The sequence below is a fragment of the Pectobacterium polaris genome, from assembly GCF_002307355.1.
In the GTDB taxonomy this organism is placed as follows: domain Bacteria; phylum Pseudomonadota; class Gammaproteobacteria; order Enterobacterales; family Enterobacteriaceae; genus Pectobacterium; species Pectobacterium polare.
Genome location: NZ_CP017481.1, coordinates 3,528,060 through 3,544,856, shown reverse-complemented (window position 1 = coordinate 3,544,856; position 16,797 = coordinate 3,528,060). Strand labels below are relative to the sequence as shown.

Sequence of the window (16,797 nt, the reverse complement as noted above, 5' to 3'; positions counted from 1 at the left end):
GATTATTTACTCTCGCGCTTTATCGTCATCGGGAAAACGGTGTCTGCATCATAACGACCAATACACTCCGCCGCGGTGCCGGATGCGCCTTGTTTACAGACCAGTTCTGGCATTTGGAAACGAGAATTATCGGAACAGCGGGCGCCGGAACGACTGTTGATGATCAGATTGCCGGAGCTCATTAATCCTGCCTCAATATTGGCGCGACACGTGACACCGTCACCATGAGTGATGCGTGCGGTACCTTTTCCATTTTGAATCTGGTAACGCAGGCTAGGCGGCCTGCCGGTAATCGGGGCTTTGCTATCAACGATGACGCGCCAGTTACCGTTCAGGAATTTAATCGAGCCAATTTTCACCGCGTCGGCTGGCATGACTAAATCATCCTTGCCTGCAGGAATCGCTGGCACTTGCTCGACAACGGGCTCAACTGGCGGTGCAGCCGGTTCTTTCGGTTCCGTGACCGCAGGCGCTTCCGGTTTGGCCGCATCTGCTACAGGCGCAGCAGCAACCGGTGCCGTAGCAACTGATTGCTCAGCGGCTTTCACGACCTCTTTTTCTGCGACAGGTGGAACAGGTGTGCTTTCTTGCGGTGGCGCAGATTCAGCCGGAGTAGAAGAAGGCAGGGCACGTTTTTCTGACTTGACCGTCGCGGCGACATCGGATGTCGGTTTGTCGTCTTGTCCTGACACGCAGCCACGTATTTGCAGTGACAAAATCGCTAACAGCGCAGCGGCAGGTAACAGCCACCACAGGCGGAAGAACGGTGCACGAGCAGGCACTGCCGCAGCGGCGACAGGCGCAGGCTCGGCGGGTTCCGGTGGGCTGACTGGCTGTGGTTCGGGTTCAGGCTCGGGAACGGGTTCAACCAGCGGTAATGTTGTGGCGCTTGCTGCCGGGGTGGGTGCAACAAAAAGCGGTTCCGCTTCCTTGATGAGCGGTCGCAGGCAGTCCAATGCATCAAGACGGGATTTCTTATCGAGATTGACGAAGCCCCAGAATGTTAAGACCGGTTTACCATCAACCAGATAGACGTGGTTCGCTCCAGGGAACTGTATCGCTTTTGCCAGCAGGACACCGAAAAGTTTCTGCCCGGCTTTTTCTGCATTTTGCGCACGCTGGCTGATATCAGCAACCGCAGCTTGATAGGTTTCCAGTAACGCCAGCGCCTTTTCTCGTTCTTCTTCGCTCGCGGCAATCCAGGAGGTGACTTTACCGTCAACCGGCGAATACCAGTCAATGCGGTCTCCATGCTCGTTGGGTTGGGGAATCGCCAGGCAATCGGCAATCTGCTGCTGTTTTCTGAGACGTAACGTTTCCCGCAATTGAAGTGCTGATGCGTAAACTGGCTGCCCGTTCTCACCCAGCGCCAGAAAATCATCCAAACTTCCACTACGTAAAAATAATTTTGCCACGCAAAAGAGACCTTTTGTAATGATGCCTAAAGCAGAAAATAGAGTGTAATCTGCGACAGGGTATACTGTAGTGCGAATGATGGCGAATCAAACGCTTAAAGAAGTGATAAAACTAACAAATATTTGAGCAATAGAAAAAGTGGGAAACGGGAAGTGTACGCACGTGCAGCCGACGACGTCCAGATAATATGATGAAAACGCTGACAAAAACGATGCATTCTCTTTCAGTAATGATTTGCGGAAACGAGGGACGCTGCGCGACGTCAGCCTCCCTCAAGGCAGTGAGAATTAAAGCTGGACGTTACCCGTGATCAGGTAAGCGGATGAGGTACTTTGTGACATCGGCGGCAGCGTATCGCTGAGGACATTACCTTTTACGTCGGTAAATTCAACGGGAATATCGTTCATTCCAACGTGCTCAACAATAAAGTGGTTATAATCGGTTTTCTGTGCAGCAATCCATTGGTTATTGCGCATATATTTCATCTCAATAACGGGATATTTTACATTCCTGAATTGCACTGCTGCCCAATAAGGATTTGAACCTTCCTTTATACGATAAATAACGTTGCCTTTTACCGGCGCTTCGATCAGCGTCCAGTCGATATTAATTTTCCCATCTCGCAGATCGCCTATTTTCTCAAAGGCGTTAAACGATAAATCCAGTGCGCAATCGCCACCTTCAGGATAGAGGTCGGTGACATAAACCACCGTACTGCCTTTTGGTCCATTCACTTTCAGGTAGGCCCCAGCCAGCGACGCCTTCACGCCGCGATAATCCAGCTGGTTCCGATTTAACGCCGTGATCTCCATGTTCTGCGGGATCGGATCCAGTAAAAGGGCACCGCCCTGATAGCCAGAGCCCGTCGCAGTGGCGTAGCCGTAACAGATGTCGTCCAGTTCCCACTGGGCGTGGGCGGTATTAATCAGGGGAATAACGCATAATGCAGACAAGGCTAATGAGGTTATTTTATTCATGTTTCACATCCAATATGATTCAAGATTAATAACATAGGTGAGTGGTAAAATAAAAAACCAAAACGGAAATCCATTTTTTGGCCTATTGATAATAGGAGTTTTGTATAAATAGGTAAATCGGTTTTATCTTAAAATAGTAAAGCAGTGAATATATCACTGGGTTTATTTCTATCGAGTGAAATAGTTATATGCGTGAATAATCAATTTGGATTTATTCAGAATGTGTTCTACGGTTTAAAGGGTGACAACATTATTTCGCGCCAACGCGGATAACGGCCAATGGCTAATCTGTAACGATGAAGAGGAGACTGCATGACCATTCATAAGAAAGGACAAGCGCATTGGGAAGGGGATATCAAGCAGGGAAAAGGCACTGTCTCAACGGAAAGTGGTGCACTGCAACAGCAGCCTTACGGCTTTAATACCCGTTTCGAGGGTAAACCCGGCACAAACCCGGAAGAACTGATTGGTGCGGCGCATGCGGCCTGTTTCTCTATGGCGCTCTCGCTGATGTTAGGCGAAGAGGGGCATAAACCTGAATCGATCGATACCACGGCGGATGTGTCGCTAGATAAAGTTGATGGCGGGTTCGCCATCACCAAAATCGCGCTGCACAGTACGGTGAAACTGCCGGGTATTGATGAAGCCACGTTCGATAGCATCATCCAAAAAGCGAAAGCAGGCTGCCCAGTGTCCAAAGTGCTCAAGGCCGAAATTACGCTGGCCTATCAGTTGAATTAAGTACGAGCAGATGAACTAGGAGCAAGCCGCAGAACTGAGGCTGTTTCCCCCATTTTACCGATAAAAATTGTGTTGATAAAAAGGCTTACTGGCGTCGTGCGGTAAGCCTTTTTACATTTATACAATTAAAAATAACGAAACGATTAAAAATAATTTAACATCTTTACGATAATAACCATAAAATTAGCATAGTCATTGCTGCATGATGCGGGCTATGGCGTAGGACGCAATATAACAAGAGCAATATTGGGCTGGCCGGTTTGTGGTGGTCAGATTCTCTGAGTATGTCGTGCTGTGGAACACAAGCGAGAGTTCAAGATGAATAAAATGACCAAGATCTGTTTTTCTGTGCTGTTGGCCGGTAGTTTGCTGACTCCTGTTTTGGCAAACGCCACCACGTCGGAAGACATGCGCGGTATGCAGAAAAGTTATACCGCCGCCACTAAAGCGGACGATGCCGCCGCGCTGAAAACCGCGCTGAGCGCATTCCGTGAGCACGTTGAGCACGCGAAAACACAGGTTCCGCCTGATTTCGCCAAACAGCCTGCCGATGGCCCAGACAGAAAAGCCTATGTGGAAGGTCTGGATAAGATTTTGCAAAAAGTGGACAGCGCACAGGCTCTGGCGGATGCCGGTAAACTGAGCGAAGCCAAAGCGGTGTTAGCTGAAATCAATACCTTAAAAGGCGAATATCACAGTAAATTGAGAGGCTAAGCCGCTTTTCGTTTACCATAAGCCGCCAGTGGGATCGCACTCACTGGCGGTTTTTTTTGTTATAAACGTTAGGACAGTCAGGATTGCCAGCTAAGGGGAAACAGGATGATGTCACCATCACACGATGCAACACATGATGGCAAAGATACACAAAGCAGAATTATTGAGGCCGCGCTGGAAGTCATACTGGATCACGGCGTGAGAGGGGCAACCTACCGAAAAATAGCGCAGCAGGCCGGATTGTCGCCGGGGACGCTAACCTATCGCTACAGCAATATTGAATTGCTGTTGAGCAGCGCGTTCATTTATATGGTCGATGGTATTTCAGACGCATTCCGTGTTCGCCTCAAGCAGGCAAAGGATATCGACAGCGCGCGCGAAGCGGTAGTTGATCTGATCTGTGGAGACATCTGGGCAACGCCGCGTCATCTGACGTTAAGTTTTGAACTATACGCGCTGGCATCGCGGAAAGAAGAGTATCGGCTGATATTGCAGGAGTGGATGACGCGCAGCAGAAAATCGCTTCACCTCCATTTCAGTATCGCAACCGCGTGTTCACTGGATGCGATGATTGAAGGATATACGATTCATAACTATCTCAATAATGAAGCCGTCAGCCGTGAAGATATCCTCAATACGGTAATCAAACTGACCTCTTGACTCTGCCCGACGCGATCTTGTCAGGCATCTTCCCATTAAAAAAGAACCTAATGAAACAGGTGCAAAACGGTGTATATTCGTGCGATAGTTATTCGTACATATGTACGAATTGGTTTAAATAAAGACGACGAGAACCATGACCACAAAACCCGCTATCAATAAATTTGCACTGTTCGGGCTGATGTTCATCCCCGGTTTTACGTGGGCAACCTGGGTGACCCGAACGCCCGTTATACGTGATGTTCTGAATGCCTCAACGGAAACAATGGGCATGATTCTGTTTGGTTTTTCATGTGGTTCCATGCTCGGCGTATTGGGGGCAGGTAAAGTCATTAACGTTCTCGGCATCCGTAAAACCATGGCTGGCGGGTTCCTGCTGCTTCTGCTTGGGCTACTCATGCTTGCTGCGTCGCTTTCGATTCAAAGCACGCCCAGCGCCTTTATGGGATTGTTGATTTTCGGCGCGGGCGTCGGCCTGGTTGATATTGCTATCAACATTGAAGGGGCGGCGTTTGAACAGCATCTGAATAAAAGCCTGATGACCACGCTGCACGGTTTTTTTAGCCTGGGAACGCTGGTCGGCGCGCTGACAGGGATGGCGATGACGGCGTTCGACATCAATACTACGCTGCATTTTGTGGTGGCCGTAGCACTGTCGATATTCACCGCGATTGTGCTGATGCGCCAAATGCCGTGGCTGAGCGATTTGGCCCGTTCTGAGCAAGAGGAAAAGGGCGACTACAAGACGCAGGTCTTCAACGAACTTAAAGACAGTCGCTTGCTGATTCTCGGCGTGGTTATTCTTGCGATGGCGCTTGCCGAAGGTTCTGCCAACGACTGGTTGCCACTATTGATGATCGATGGTCACAACTTTGGTCACACGTCAGGGACGCTGGTTTATGTCGGATTCACTGCCGGTATGACGCTGGGGCGTTTTGCCGGAGGGTACTTTGTCGATCGCTTCGGCAAGGTCAATATGCTCCGTTTCAGCGCCGCCTCCGCCGCACTTGGGTTGACGCTGGTCATTTTCTCTAATGCGCCGTTGTTGGCCGCCGCTGCGGTTATCTTCTGGGGTATCGGCGCATCGCTGGGCTTCCCGCTCACGATTTCCGCTGCGGGAAGCGGAGAAAACAGCGCCGTTCGCGTCACGATTGCGGCAACGTTGGGCTACTTTGCTTTTCTCGTCGGTCCGCCTGCACTGGGCTTCCTTGGCGAGGTTGCAGGGTTACGCATCGCCATGCTGCCAGTACTTGTCATGGTGATTCTGGCCTTTGTCTGCTCGTCTGCCGCCCGTGAACGCGCGGCCAAAACGGCATCTGAAACCCCATCCTGACGTTTCTGCGCGGTTCCGTTTTGTGTTACCGGAGCCGCGCAATCTGTGCCACGATATTAATTACGTTGATAATAAATGATGTGATGAATCTCGATTAACAAGGCTGGTCATCACTCCGAACTGGGAAAGTGAACACAATGGTAAATTTAACGGATATGGCCGAAGGGGATTACCCCGAATATCGCCAGTTTTTTATTCTTGAATATGCTCAGGATCTACAAGAATCCCGGGGATATGACGCGGAAAAGGCGAGGGCGATCGCCACGCAATCGATCGATATTGCGCTACCGCAGGGCGTTCACACGAGAGCCAATAAGTTATGGTGCATTCATTCCTCAGATAATGCAGGTGTCATCATTGGTTATTTGTGGGTCGTTCTGAAAGAAAACGCAGCCTGGGTCTCTGATTTTTGCCTTCTGCCCGAGTGGCGGGGACGTGGTTTCGGTAAAGCCTCACTTGCTGCGATGGACATCGCGCTCACGGCATTAGGTATTGGCGAAATCGGGCTGAGAGTGGCTGCACACAATCCGGTTGCCAAGGCGTTATATGAAAAGAATGGCTTCCAAATCACCGGTTTTAACATGCACAAAAACCTGGAGCCGAACCCTCCATCAAACCGCCATTAACCCAGCGAAATAGGGCAAGCACACCTCAGCGACCACCGGCCCCCCAATGCCACTCTTTTGTTCACATCTGTGTAACTAAAGTTCAAAAAAAAGACGCCGATAAACAAATAGTAGGAGCTCATTGCAACGGAATGTTGATTACGATAAGTATCAACTCTAGGGGAGCCATAATGGCCAAACAATTAATACAAAAAAAAACAATGAGTACCCGCGCTCAAGTGCTGCTAACTGGCGCATTAACCATCGCACTCGGTTTCGCTGTCACCATTGGGGTGCTCAGCTGGCAGTCTAGTGAAGAACAAAAATCTCTGGCCGAACGCTACTTACAACAGATAGCCCAAAGTGAAGCATTAAGAATTCAACAGGAACTCAACTACGCCCGGGATGTGGCCCATAACCTCGGACAAGGGCTGGTTGCGTTGCCCGCCGCAGGCATTAAAGACCGCGCGGTGGTCGATAAAATGACGGAATATGCTCTGCGTGATAACCCAGAATACCTCTCGATTTCAGTCATTTTTGAAGAGAATGTGTTTGATGGTCGTGACGCTGAGTTTGCCGATCAGCCAGGTCAGGCGCCTAAAGGCCGCTACGCTTGGTTTGTTGACCGCGATCAGGCCGGCAATTACAAGATGCACCCCCTGCAGTCCTTCCTGACTCCCGGCCAAGGCGATTACTACCTGCTGCCGCAAAAGAGCCAGAAAGATACGCTCATCGAACCCTATTCCTATGCTTACAACGGTGTTCCAACGCTGCTGACGTCAGTCGCCGCACCGATTGTCAGTCAGGGGAAACTGTGGGGCGTCGTGACTTCAGACATCTCCCTTGCGTCATTACAGCAAAAAGTTAACCAGATTAAGCCTTGGGAAGGCAGCGGCTACGCGATGCTGCTGTCCAGTGAGAGTAAAGTCATCTCTTATCCGGATAAATCCCAAACGAGCAAAGCCTGGCAAGGGCCGACGGACAATTTCACGTCCTCAGTGGTACAACACGACGATGCCATTCTTGGCGAAGAAGCGCTGATTACCTGGCAACCCATTACTATCGGCAACAGCACAGATAAATGGCATTTGGCCATTGTTGTCCCGGTGAGTCAGGTGATGGCTGCCTCTGAACGCCAGTTAATGAATGCCGTCATCATGATGGTGATCAGTATCCTGTTGGTGAGCGCGCTGTTGGGCTGGGTGTTCAGCCGTAAAGTGCTTAAACCACTGGGTGGCGAACCACGCGAAGCGGCCACCATTGCGCTAGCTGTTGCGGAAGGTCGACTGAGTAATGTGATTGACGTGCAACCCAACGATCGTAATAGCCTGTTCTTCGCGCTGAATACGATGCAGTCACAACTGCGTCAGGTGGTCGGACAGATCAAAGACGCCAGTGATTCCGTGCGACAAGGCGCTGCGGAAATTGCCAGCGGTAACCTCAATCTTGCATCGCGTACGGAGCAGCAGGCTGCGGCGCTGGAACAAACCGCGGCGAGCATGGAAGAGATCACCGCAACGGTGAAACACAATGCCAACAATGCTCATCAGGCCACGACGCTGACAGAAAATGCCACGAAGATTGCTCAGCGCGGCGAATCGCTGGTCAGTCAGGTGGTTCAGACGATGTCGCAGATTGATGAGAGTGCGAAGAAGATTGGCGATATTACCGCCATGATTAACAGCATCGCTTTCCAGACCAACATTCTGGCGCTGAACGCCGCAGTAGAAGCGGCACGAGCGGGCGAGCAGGGAAGAGGATTCGCCGTTGTGGCATCGGAAGTTCGTAGCCTGGCACAGCGCAGCGCCAGTGCGGTGAAAGAGATTGCCGCACTGATTGAGGAATCCAGCCAGCGCGTTGAAAGCGGCGTTAAACTGGTGAACGATGCCGGTAAAACCATGCAGGACATGACACACGCCGTCAGCTCGGTGCAAAGTATCATCGGTGAGATTGTCACGGCATCGGATGAGCAGGCGAAAGGCATTAGTCAGGTCACGATTGCCGTCAATGAAATGGATGGTGTGACGCAGCAAAACTCCGCGCTGGTACAGCAGATGTCGGCTGCTGCCAGTTCGCTGGAAGATCAGTCTATGTCGTTAGCGCAGGCGATAGAGCATTTTCGTTTGGAACAGCAGCACGTGTCACCTCATGCGCTCTTAAAGTAAAAAAGTGACGCTGTCACCCGGTAACCTAACGGTTGCCGGGTTATATCTTTAATCCTTCCGTGATTTTTGCTCCACATCCCCCTGAATTTTCTTCAATATCGCATATGGCATTCACCACTCCGTAAACGTTGTCTCGAGCCTTTAATTAAGGCAAATTAAATCATCCCGATATTGTTAAGAAAAAATAATCATGCACCTGAATTACCCCTGTCTGAGAGCGTTCATGGAGATTGTCCGTAGCGGCAGCTTCGAAATTGCGGCTCGTAAACTCCACGTCACGCCGTCTGCCATCAGCCAGCGTATCAAGCAGTTAGAAGATCAGCTTGGTCAGGTATTGATCGTAAGGGGCAATCCCTGTCGAGCAACGCTGACGGGACAAGCATTACTTCGACACGCAGAACAGATAGATATGTTGGAGAGTGAACTTTTCAGCACGCTTGAAATGCCGGCCAGACAAAGTCTTTCAGTGGCGGTGAATGCGGATTCAATAGATGGATGGTTTCTGGATGCGATGGACGATGCCTGCCACCAATCCGGTATTTTGCTCGATATCCTCGCCGAGGATCAGGAGCATTCGGCAACTTTGCTGCGTGAAGGTCGCGTCATGGCAGCGGTCAGCGCTAGCCCGGAACCGATTCAAGGCTGTGGCGTGGAATATTTAGGAACGATGCGTTACCGCGCCTATTGCTCACCGATTTTTCACGAGACGTACTTTGTGGATGGCATCAATGTGGACAGTTTGCAAAAAGCGCCGCTCCTGATATTTAACAATAAGGACAGATTACAATCCTTATTTATCGCATCGCTGGTTCCAGAGGCGATTGAACCGCCGCAGCAATTCGTTCCTTCAACGGCGGCTTTTGTCGGTGCCATTCTCAGAGGGCTAGGGTGGGGGATGATCCCGGAACATATGGCATCATCCCATACGGAAAAAGGCGAATTAGTACCGTTTCAAGCCGGAAATCCTATCGATATCCGTCTGTACTGGCACCGTTGGAATATCCGTTCTGCATCGCTGGAAGCGTTAAGCCAGAGCGTGCGAACTGCGGCCGTTCGGCATCTTTTTCGGTAATGGGTGCCAAGTCAAAAAAGGAACACGAGCGACCGTTGACGTAAATACTAGCGGCGGCCCCGTAGATTTGTACTGGCTGACCATTCATATGTCGCTGAGGAATCAGGTTTAAACTTATTTTTCTTCTTCTCGGCCTTCGCCTGTTTTGCTACAGCTTCACGTTCCTTCATCAGTTTATCGATGTAATCATCTTTAATATGATTGCTCTCAGAGTTGGTCAGCGTGCGGTCCTGTTTTTTTCGTGCCTGATCGAGTAACGTCTTAAGCTGACGTTGTTCACTTTCAGTCATGTCTTTCTGAGTCAGTCGTTGCATGGGAATGAACCTGATAAGCGGGCTAGGAAATACATTGTAGAGGAAAACGCTCTGAGGCCCAGAGAAATCGTACCTCAAGCCTTCCTGATTTCTTGATAATTGGCACACAACTTATTTATTCAGGCACAGTAGAAAACACATAGTGGGGAAAAATGATGTCACCAGAATCGGCCGTAGCGGCACAATTTAAGGCCTATAACGAACATGACATCGATGCCTTCGTGTCATGTTTTGCACCTGATTTCAAAGCGTACCGCATGCCGGCAGAAGCGCCATCGATTTAACCTTTATATCTATTGAGAAACAGCGGTTTACTTCGCTAAAATCTCTGGAACAGAAGCGCAAAAACGTTTTTTGACGGCCTGCCAATGGGATTTGCCACTGCACAGTGTCGTGGAGTTCTCGATTAGTACAGCTGAAACGAAAAACACCAGTAGGTTGGCACGGCGTGGAAAATTGTTGCCTGACTGGAGCCGCGCTCAGGATTGGTACGGGGGAGAATTTTTGCTGCCTTTTGCGGATGTAGGGATTTGCTCAGTGGAACGGCCAGTTTATACGAATGCCTCTTTGGGTTCGCATAATGTATATTATGTTAAATAAGATAAATGCACGATAACCAAACCTGACCTATCATCCACTATATGGATGGGTCGTATCAATCTGGTGCGTGTTCTCAAAAAATCTTGGAGGAATAACATGAGGTTTTTCGTAAGGAGTCCATCATGTTTACTGCAAGAAAATCTACGGCATCAATGCTTCTAGCTAGTTCGTTACTGTTCTACCCTGCTCTTCAGTCTCTGGCCAACGTGCCTCAACATACCGTTCAACAGCAAGCCGGCGGCTATCGTGTTCAGGTCGGCAAAATTCTTGTCACATCATTCACCGACGGCAGCGTCGCGCAAGATCTTCATAACCTGCTGCGGCGTACGACAACACAGAACACCGATGCATTACTGGCTAAAAATTTTCAGGCCAATCCGGTTGAAGCCTCTATTAATGTATTTCTGATTACCTTACCCGGCCGAAAAATACTGGTTGATACAGGATCCGGGCAATTATTTGGCCCTGGTAATGGTGGTCAGTTGATTGACAGTCTGGCGGCGCAAGGGATTCATCCGCAAGATATTACTGATATTTTACTAACGCATGCGCATTCCGATCATTCAGGCGGAATGGTCAAGGATGGTCAACGTGTATTTGCTAATGCGCGCGTGTTCGTGGGAAAACCTGACATTGATTTTTTCTTTAATAATGCCAATCAGCAAAAAACGGGCTACGACCAGAGTTATTTCGATATCGCTCAAAAAACCTTGCAGCCCTATCTGGATGCCGGAAAAATCGTGCCATTTTCAGGTTCTACCGAATTGATACCCGGTATTACCGGTACGGTACATCCCGGCCATACACCAGGATCGGCGTTCTATACGTTGGTAAGCGAAGGTGAAAAAATGACCTTTGTCGGCGATATCATCCACGTTGCTGCGGTGCAGTTCCCACAGCCCAATGTTACTATCGCGTACGATGAGGATCAGGATGGCGCTGCGCGTGTACGCAACCATGCGTTTGAAAATTTTGCGAAAAACAAAGACCTTATCGCGGCACCACATCTGCCGTTCCCCGGCATCGGCTATGTCGCCCGACACGAACAGGGCGGCTATGCATGGGTGCCTATCACCTATACCAATCGAGCTGCCTCTGGCACAAAGTAAACGGATAACAAAATGACGCCATTTTCAGACATCGATATCGACCTGATGCTGACGTTAGATGCATTGCTAAAAGATCAGAACATCACGCACGCTGCCGCACGGCTGGGGATTAGCCAACCGGCGATGTCGGCACGACTGGCGCGTCTGCGGACGATCTTTGGCGAGCAACTGTTTATTCCTTCCCCACACGGACGTGGGGTTTTACCCACGCCAAGAGCCGAGTCGCTACGGCCACAGGTCGCGAACGTTCTGCGAGGCATATCGGCAATGTTAGAGCCAATGAATTTCGATGTGGCAAACAGCAACCGGACGTTTGTGGTTGCCCTGCATGAAAATCCCGCCCTAATGCTGGGTGCAGACTTGTTTAACCAGCTTAATGCTGCTGCTCCGGGTATTCGATTACGTTTCGCCCTGCCGGAAATCGCTCATTTGCCTGAGCAGTTGGAAAATGGGGAGATTGATATCTACATTGGTATAAATGCCGGAGCACACGATGGTTGGATCAGACGCAAGCTTTTCGACGATGAATTTGCGACAGCTCAGCGTAAAGGTCACCCGAGAGGAACAGATCACCTTGATCTGAAAAGCTATTGTGCCCTTCCCCATTTGGTTGTTTCCTCGGAAGGGGATCCGTTTACCGGCTTTGTCGATCAAACGCTGGCTGGTCTGGGATATCAGCGCAGCGTGATGATGTCCACACAAAGCTACGCGATGGCGCCACCAATTGTAGCGGGTACGGATCTGCTTTGTACGCTGCCCAAACGAATGCTGCAACGTTTTACCCAGACGCTCGACATTTTCCCCCCACCGGTGTCGCTACAGCCGATTACCATTAGCATGTACTGGCATCCGAAAAATAGCCACGATGCGGCTAATATCTGGCTTCGTTCACAACTGCTTAATGCCGCAGGCCTCCAGCCGTAGTAATAACGTTTCGGTGGTCTGCATCAGGCAATAGCATTGCTGGCCGCCCCGCTTTCTTGTAACCTTCCTTTGCTACAAGCCGAATCCTGAACACAAAAACCTGAAACTACTGGACGTTACATGACAACTCATACTTCTAAAGATCCTTTGCATGGCGTCACGCTTGAAATGCAAGTCAATGCGCTGGTTGCCCGTTTTGGCTGGGTTGAGTTGGGTAAACGGATCAACATCAATTGCTTTAAAAGCGATCCAAGCGTTAAATCCAGTTTAAAGTTTCTGCGTCGGACACCTTGGGCTCGTGCCGAAGTTGAAGCACTGTACCTTGATTCTCTGGACGGTTCCGCTCCCGTAAAACCAGATGATAGCGCTGTTGATCCCTGGGCTAATAGTCGCAGAAATAAGAGCTAACCAACGTGAAAAAGCCAGTCGTACTGATTGCCGCTGCGCTTCTACTTGTCAGTTGCGCGTCTAAACCTCCGAGTTCGCTTGTCACTCCACTTCCTCCTGTTAAACAGCCGCTTCCAGGGAAATATCAGCAGAATAAGGAACCCATGCGCGGTGTTTGGCTGGCGACCGTTTCCCGCTTGGATTGGCCGCCGGTGGCATCCGTTAATGCCAGCAGTCCTGCTATACGTATCACTCAGCAGCAGGAAGCGCTGACAGGCAAGCTGGATAAATTGAAAAGCCTCGGTATCAATACCGTATTTTTTCAGGTTAAGCCTGATGGTACCGCGCTCTGGCCTTCTAAAATATTGCCCTGGTCAGATATGCTAACGGGCAAGATTGGTGAGGATCCGGGCTACGATCCGCTACAGTTCATGCTGGATGAAGCGCACAAGCGCGGTATGAAAGTCCATGCCTGGTTTAATCCCTATCGCGTCTCCGTTAACACTAAATCGTCAACCGTGACAGAGCTAAATCGCACCTTGTCGCAAAATCCGGCCAGCGTATTTGTGTTGCATCGTGACTGGATCCGCACCGCCGGCGATCGCTTTGTACTCGACCCGGGCATTCCGGAAGCGCGAAACTGGATCACCAGTATCGTGGCCGAAGTCGTTGCGCGTTACCCTATTGACGGCGTGCAGTTCGATGATTACTTCTATGCCGAATCATCCGGCTCGATGCTTAACGATAGTGAAACCTTTAAAAAACAGGGTCAGGGATTTGGCTCAAAGGCAGACTGGCGGCGGCACAATACACAGCTGTTGATTGAGCAGGTGTCGCGCACTATCAAGCAGTTGAAACCCGAGGTTGAATTTGGCGTCAGCCCAGCAGGCGTATGGCGCAACAGATCACACGATGCAGCAGGTTCCGACACGCGAGGTGCGGCCGCCTACGATGAAGCGTATGCCGATACCCGCCTGTGGGTGCAACAAGGGCTGTTGGATTACATTGCCCCGCAGATCTACTGGCCCTTCGCGCGCGATGCGGCTCGCTATGATGTCTTGGCAAAATGGTGGGCGGATGTGGTGAAGCCCACAAATACGCGCCTCTATATTGGCGTTGCGCTGTATAAAGTGGGTGAGCCTTCAAAGAATGAGCCTGACTGGACGATAAATGGCGGCGTGCCGGAGCTGAAAAAGCAGCTCGATTTGAATGAGTCTGTGCCACAAATCAACGGGACGATTCTGTTCAGAGAGAACTATCTCAATCAACCACAGACCCAGGAAGCGGTTAATTATCTCAGAAACCGCTGGAATCCAATTTAACGAACGGCAGAGGCTTCAAAACCTCTGCCCCTTCCTCTGGTACTGATTCATGCCTGAATCAAGCGCTTAAATAATAATTGCTGAATATCTTGTCGGTGAGCAAGAAGAGCGTGGACGGTAACCAGATTATTTTCGATTGAATAGAGGACTCGATATCCTCCCGAAGTATTATATTCCCTGTATTTTCCGCACCCGATTTTCAACAGTTCTGGGCTGATCTGACAGCTCAAAGGAAACTGCCGGATTTTACTCTCAAATTGGTCCAGAATTTCATTGATCACCGGGCCGGGTTCTACATTAACACGGCGGAGATGGCTGACAATATCGCTGATACAGACTCTGACCGTCGAGGTGTATTCTATCGCTACTCTCGGTTCTTCCATTTAGCGTCCCTTCCTGATGACATTGTCAGTTCAGAATTCCAGCCCATCCAGCAATTGCCCCCTGCTGAACACTTTTCCTTCAGCTTTGTCTTTCTCAGACAGCGTTAGAAGCTTCAGCAGTGCAATGGCATTTTCCCGTTCCTGCTGCTGATCGTAGGATTCAATAACGTAGGCAGGAACGCCATTCTGGGTCACCAGAATAGGTTCAGCGAGGTCAAGCGTGGCTGCGTTTTTCTTTATATAGCTAATCGTCTCGATCTTCATGATGCTTTCCTCCTGATATCGATTCCAGTCTTAATTTAGTCTTTATATAGACTGAAAACAATGTGTAAAGCATGATCATGCCTCTCTCTTACTTGTCGTTTTCTCCCTGATCGCTATAGCTAAACGTGCTGTTTATCCCTCTTATTGCCGCTTTTTCGGTTCAAGAATTCTGCGGTAGGCGGATTTTTTTTGCTTATTTAATAAGCATGTAAAGTAGCCATGACATCATGATTCGTAAAAAACCAATCAACCAGTTGATTTTTATGTGAAAAAATAAAAGTTTCGAAACGAAATAAATCATTGAGTCGGTGACTGAAAAAACCTATATTGGCCGCGTTTTTCTTATAGTGGTTACGTGTTTAATTCATTTATTCAACTGTGGTTGCCTGCGAGCTCACGGTTGTAGGAGAGATATGATGACGGATAAAGTCCGTATTGACAGTTTAGGTGCGAATTCATTAAACGGAAACAATGAAACCTATTTGGCAAGACAAGCTGAATTTGAATCGAACGTGAGGAGTTATCCACGCAAATTGCCTCTGGCAATTGCGAAAGCCGAAGGCGTGTGGATCACCGATGTTGAGAATAATCAATATCTTGATTGTCTGGCCGGGGCGGGAACGCTGGCGCTTGGACATAACCATCCTGACGTGCTGCAAAGCATCCAACGTGTCATTACTAGCGGCTTGCCGTTACATACACTTGATCTGACAACACCGTTGAAAGATCAGTTCTCCGAGTATCTGCTTTCCTTACTGCCTGGTCAGGGCAAAGAGTACTGCCTCCAGTTTACGGGCCCTTCTGGTGCCGATGCTGTTGAAGCTGCGCTGAAACTGGCAAAAAAATACACCGGTCGTGCTGGTGTGATCAGCTTCTCCGGCGGCTACCACGGCATGACGCATGGCGCGCTGTCGGTAACGGGTAACCTGTCACCGAAAGAAGCGGTCGACGGCATGATGCCTGAAGTCCAGTTTATGCCTTATCCGCATCAGTACCGCTGCCCGCTGGGCATTGGCGGTGACGCTGGCGTGAAAGCATTGACCTACTACTTTGAAAACCTGATCAACGACGTTGAGAGTGGCGTACGCAAACCGGCGGCGGTCATTCTGGAAGCCGTTCAGGGCGAAGGCGGCGTTAACCCGGCACCTGTCGAGTGGTTGCAACGCATCCGTAAAGTCACGCAGGAACACGGTATTCTGCTGATTATCGACGAAGTGCAGGCGGGCTTTGCACGTACCGGTAAATTCTTTGCCTTTGAACATGCTGGTATTGAGCCAGATATCATCGTGATGTCTAAAGCAGTGGGTGGCGGCTTGCCATTAGCCGTACTGGGTATCAAGAAGCAGTTCGATGCCTGGGCTCCGGGTCACCATACCGGTACTTTCCGTGGTAACCAACTGGCGATGGCAACCGGCCTGACGACGCTGAAGCACCTCAAAGACAACCAAGTAGCAAACAAAGTCGCTGAGCAAGGCGAATGGCTGAAAGCCAAGCTGGCTGAGCTACAAAAACGTTATCCGGTGATCGGCCACATTCGCGGTCTGGGATTAATGATCGGGATTGAGATTGTTAAGCCTAATGAAGCGCAGGATCACATGGGTTGTTACCCGGCTGACGGCGAACTGTCTGCCCTGTTGCAAAAAAAATGCTTTGAATCTGGCCTGATTCTGGAGCGCGGTGGCCGTAATGGTTGCGTTCTGCGTCTGCTGCCTTCCCTGCTGATCAGCAATGCTGAATTGGAAATCTTCCTGGATAAATTTGAAAACGCCCTGCTGTCTGCTGGCGTGAAGCCAGTCTGAGTGGAGCGAATG

At 49.9% G+C, this 16,797-nt stretch carries 17 protein-coding genes; 12 read left to right on the top strand and 5 right to left on the bottom strand.

The annotated features are described in order from the left end of the window. Nucleotides 1–2 precede the first annotated feature (2 nt). Nucleotides 3–1,415, bottom strand: coding sequence for an SrfA family protein (locus BJJ97_RS16015; protein ID WP_095994571.1), 1,413 nt, complete (start codon nt 1,413–1,415; stop codon nt 3–5). Nucleotides 1,416–1,703: 288 nt separating this feature from the next. Next, nucleotides 1,704–2,393, bottom strand: a complete 690-nt coding sequence (locus tag BJJ97_RS16010) for an expansin EXLX1 family cellulose-binding protein (protein WP_095699491.1) — start codon at nt 2,391–2,393, stop codon at nt 1,704–1,706. Between the two features lie 312 nt (nt 2,394–2,705). On the opposite strand from BJJ97_RS16010, the gene BJJ97_RS16005 reads away from it, so the two are divergent. The 7 genes from BJJ97_RS16005 (at nt 2,706) to BJJ97_RS15975 (ending at nt 9,683) form a co-directional block, all read left to right on the top strand. Further along, a complete protein-coding gene (locus BJJ97_RS16005) occupies nt 2,706–3,134 on the top strand; it encodes an OsmC family protein (RefSeq protein WP_010275011.1) in 429 nt (142 codons plus the stop codon). Between the two features lie 318 nt (nt 3,135–3,452). Further along, on the top strand, nt 3,453–3,848 hold the full coding sequence (locus BJJ97_RS16000; RefSeq protein WP_095699489.1) for a cytochrome b562: 396 nt from the start codon (nt 3,453–3,455) through the stop codon (nt 3,846–3,848). A 105-nt stretch (nt 3,849–3,953) separates the two neighbouring features. After that, the gene (locus BJJ97_RS15995) at nt 3,954–4,508 is read left to right on the top strand and encodes a TetR/AcrR family transcriptional regulator (RefSeq protein WP_095994570.1); all 555 of its coding nucleotides are present in this window, start codon (nt 3,954–3,956) and stop codon (nt 4,506–4,508) included. Nucleotides 4,509–4,644: 136 nt separating this feature from the next. Further along, nucleotides 4,645–5,841 carry an MFS transporter gene (locus BJJ97_RS15990; protein ID WP_095994569.1) on the top strand — a complete coding sequence of 399 codons (1,197 nt, stop codon included), beginning with the start codon at nt 4,645–4,647 and terminating at the stop codon, nt 5,839–5,841. 137 nt (nt 5,842–5,978) lie between these two features. Then, nucleotides 5,979–6,467 carry a GNAT family N-acetyltransferase gene (locus tag BJJ97_RS15985; RefSeq protein ID WP_095994568.1) on the top strand — a complete coding sequence of 163 codons (489 nt, stop codon included), beginning with the start codon at nt 5,979–5,981 and terminating at the stop codon, nt 6,465–6,467. 170 nt (nt 6,468–6,637) lie between these two features. Then, nucleotides 6,638–8,611 carry a methyl-accepting chemotaxis protein gene (locus BJJ97_RS15980; protein WP_095994567.1) on the top strand — a complete coding sequence of 658 codons (1,974 nt, stop codon included), beginning with the start codon at nt 6,638–6,640 and terminating at the stop codon, nt 8,609–8,611. Between the two features lie 190 nt (nt 8,612–8,801). Beyond that, nucleotides 8,802–9,683, top strand: a complete 882-nt coding sequence (locus BJJ97_RS15975; RefSeq protein WP_095994566.1) for an HTH-type transcriptional regulator ArgP — start codon at nt 8,802–8,804, stop codon at nt 9,681–9,683. A gap of 47 nt (nt 9,684–9,730) precedes the next feature. On the opposite strand, the gene BJJ97_RS15970 is transcribed toward BJJ97_RS15975, so the two are convergent. Beyond that, complete coding sequence (locus BJJ97_RS15970) at nt 9,731–9,997, bottom strand: DUF3811 domain-containing protein (RefSeq protein WP_095994565.1); 267 nt, start codon at nt 9,995–9,997, stop codon at nt 9,731–9,733. A 722-nt stretch (nt 9,998–10,719) separates the two neighbouring features. Between BJJ97_RS15970 and BJJ97_RS15960 the strand changes: the two genes are divergently transcribed. The 4 genes from BJJ97_RS15960 (at nt 10,720) to BJJ97_RS15945 (ending at nt 14,339) form a co-directional block, all read left to right on the top strand. Then, nucleotides 10,720–11,706 carry an MBL fold metallo-hydrolase gene (locus BJJ97_RS15960; RefSeq protein ID WP_095994564.1) on the top strand — a complete coding sequence of 329 codons (987 nt, stop codon included), beginning with the start codon at nt 10,720–10,722 and terminating at the stop codon, nt 11,704–11,706. A gap of 12 nt (nt 11,707–11,718) precedes the next feature. Beyond that, complete coding sequence (locus BJJ97_RS15955; RefSeq protein WP_039555026.1) at nt 11,719–12,630, top strand: LysR family transcriptional regulator; 912 nt, start codon at nt 11,719–11,721, stop codon at nt 12,628–12,630. 120 nt (nt 12,631–12,750) lie between these two features. Further along, nucleotides 12,751–13,038, top strand: coding sequence for a VF530 family protein (locus BJJ97_RS15950; protein WP_039555024.1), 288 nt, complete (start codon nt 12,751–12,753; stop codon nt 13,036–13,038). 5 nt (nt 13,039–13,043) lie between these two features. Continuing rightward, nucleotides 13,044–14,339, top strand: coding sequence for a glycoside hydrolase family 10 protein (locus tag BJJ97_RS15945; RefSeq protein ID WP_095994563.1), 1,296 nt, complete (start codon nt 13,044–13,046; stop codon nt 14,337–14,339). Nucleotides 14,340–14,386: 47 nt separating this feature from the next. Here the strand turns inward: BJJ97_RS15945 and BJJ97_RS15940 are convergent, their stop codons facing one another. Both BJJ97_RS15940 and BJJ97_RS15935 read right to left on the bottom strand, forming a co-directional pair. Next, the gene (locus tag BJJ97_RS15940; RefSeq protein WP_095994562.1) at nt 14,387–14,722 is read right to left on the bottom strand and encodes a type II toxin-antitoxin system RelE/ParE family toxin; all 336 of its coding nucleotides are present in this window, start codon (nt 14,720–14,722) and stop codon (nt 14,387–14,389) included. A 30-nt stretch (nt 14,723–14,752) separates the two neighbouring features. Next, on the bottom strand, nt 14,753–14,986 hold the full coding sequence (locus BJJ97_RS15935) for a type II toxin-antitoxin system Phd/YefM family antitoxin (RefSeq protein WP_095994561.1): 234 nt from the start codon (nt 14,984–14,986) through the stop codon (nt 14,753–14,755). A 413-nt stretch (nt 14,987–15,399) separates the two neighbouring features. Between BJJ97_RS15935 and BJJ97_RS15930 the strand changes: the two genes are divergently transcribed. After that, nucleotides 15,400–16,785: a diaminobutyrate--2-oxoglutarate transaminase gene (locus BJJ97_RS15930; protein WP_193438340.1), complete on the top strand. Its 1,386-nt coding sequence runs from the start codon at nt 15,400–15,402 to the stop codon at nt 16,783–16,785. Nucleotides 16,786–16,797 lie beyond the last annotated feature (12 nt).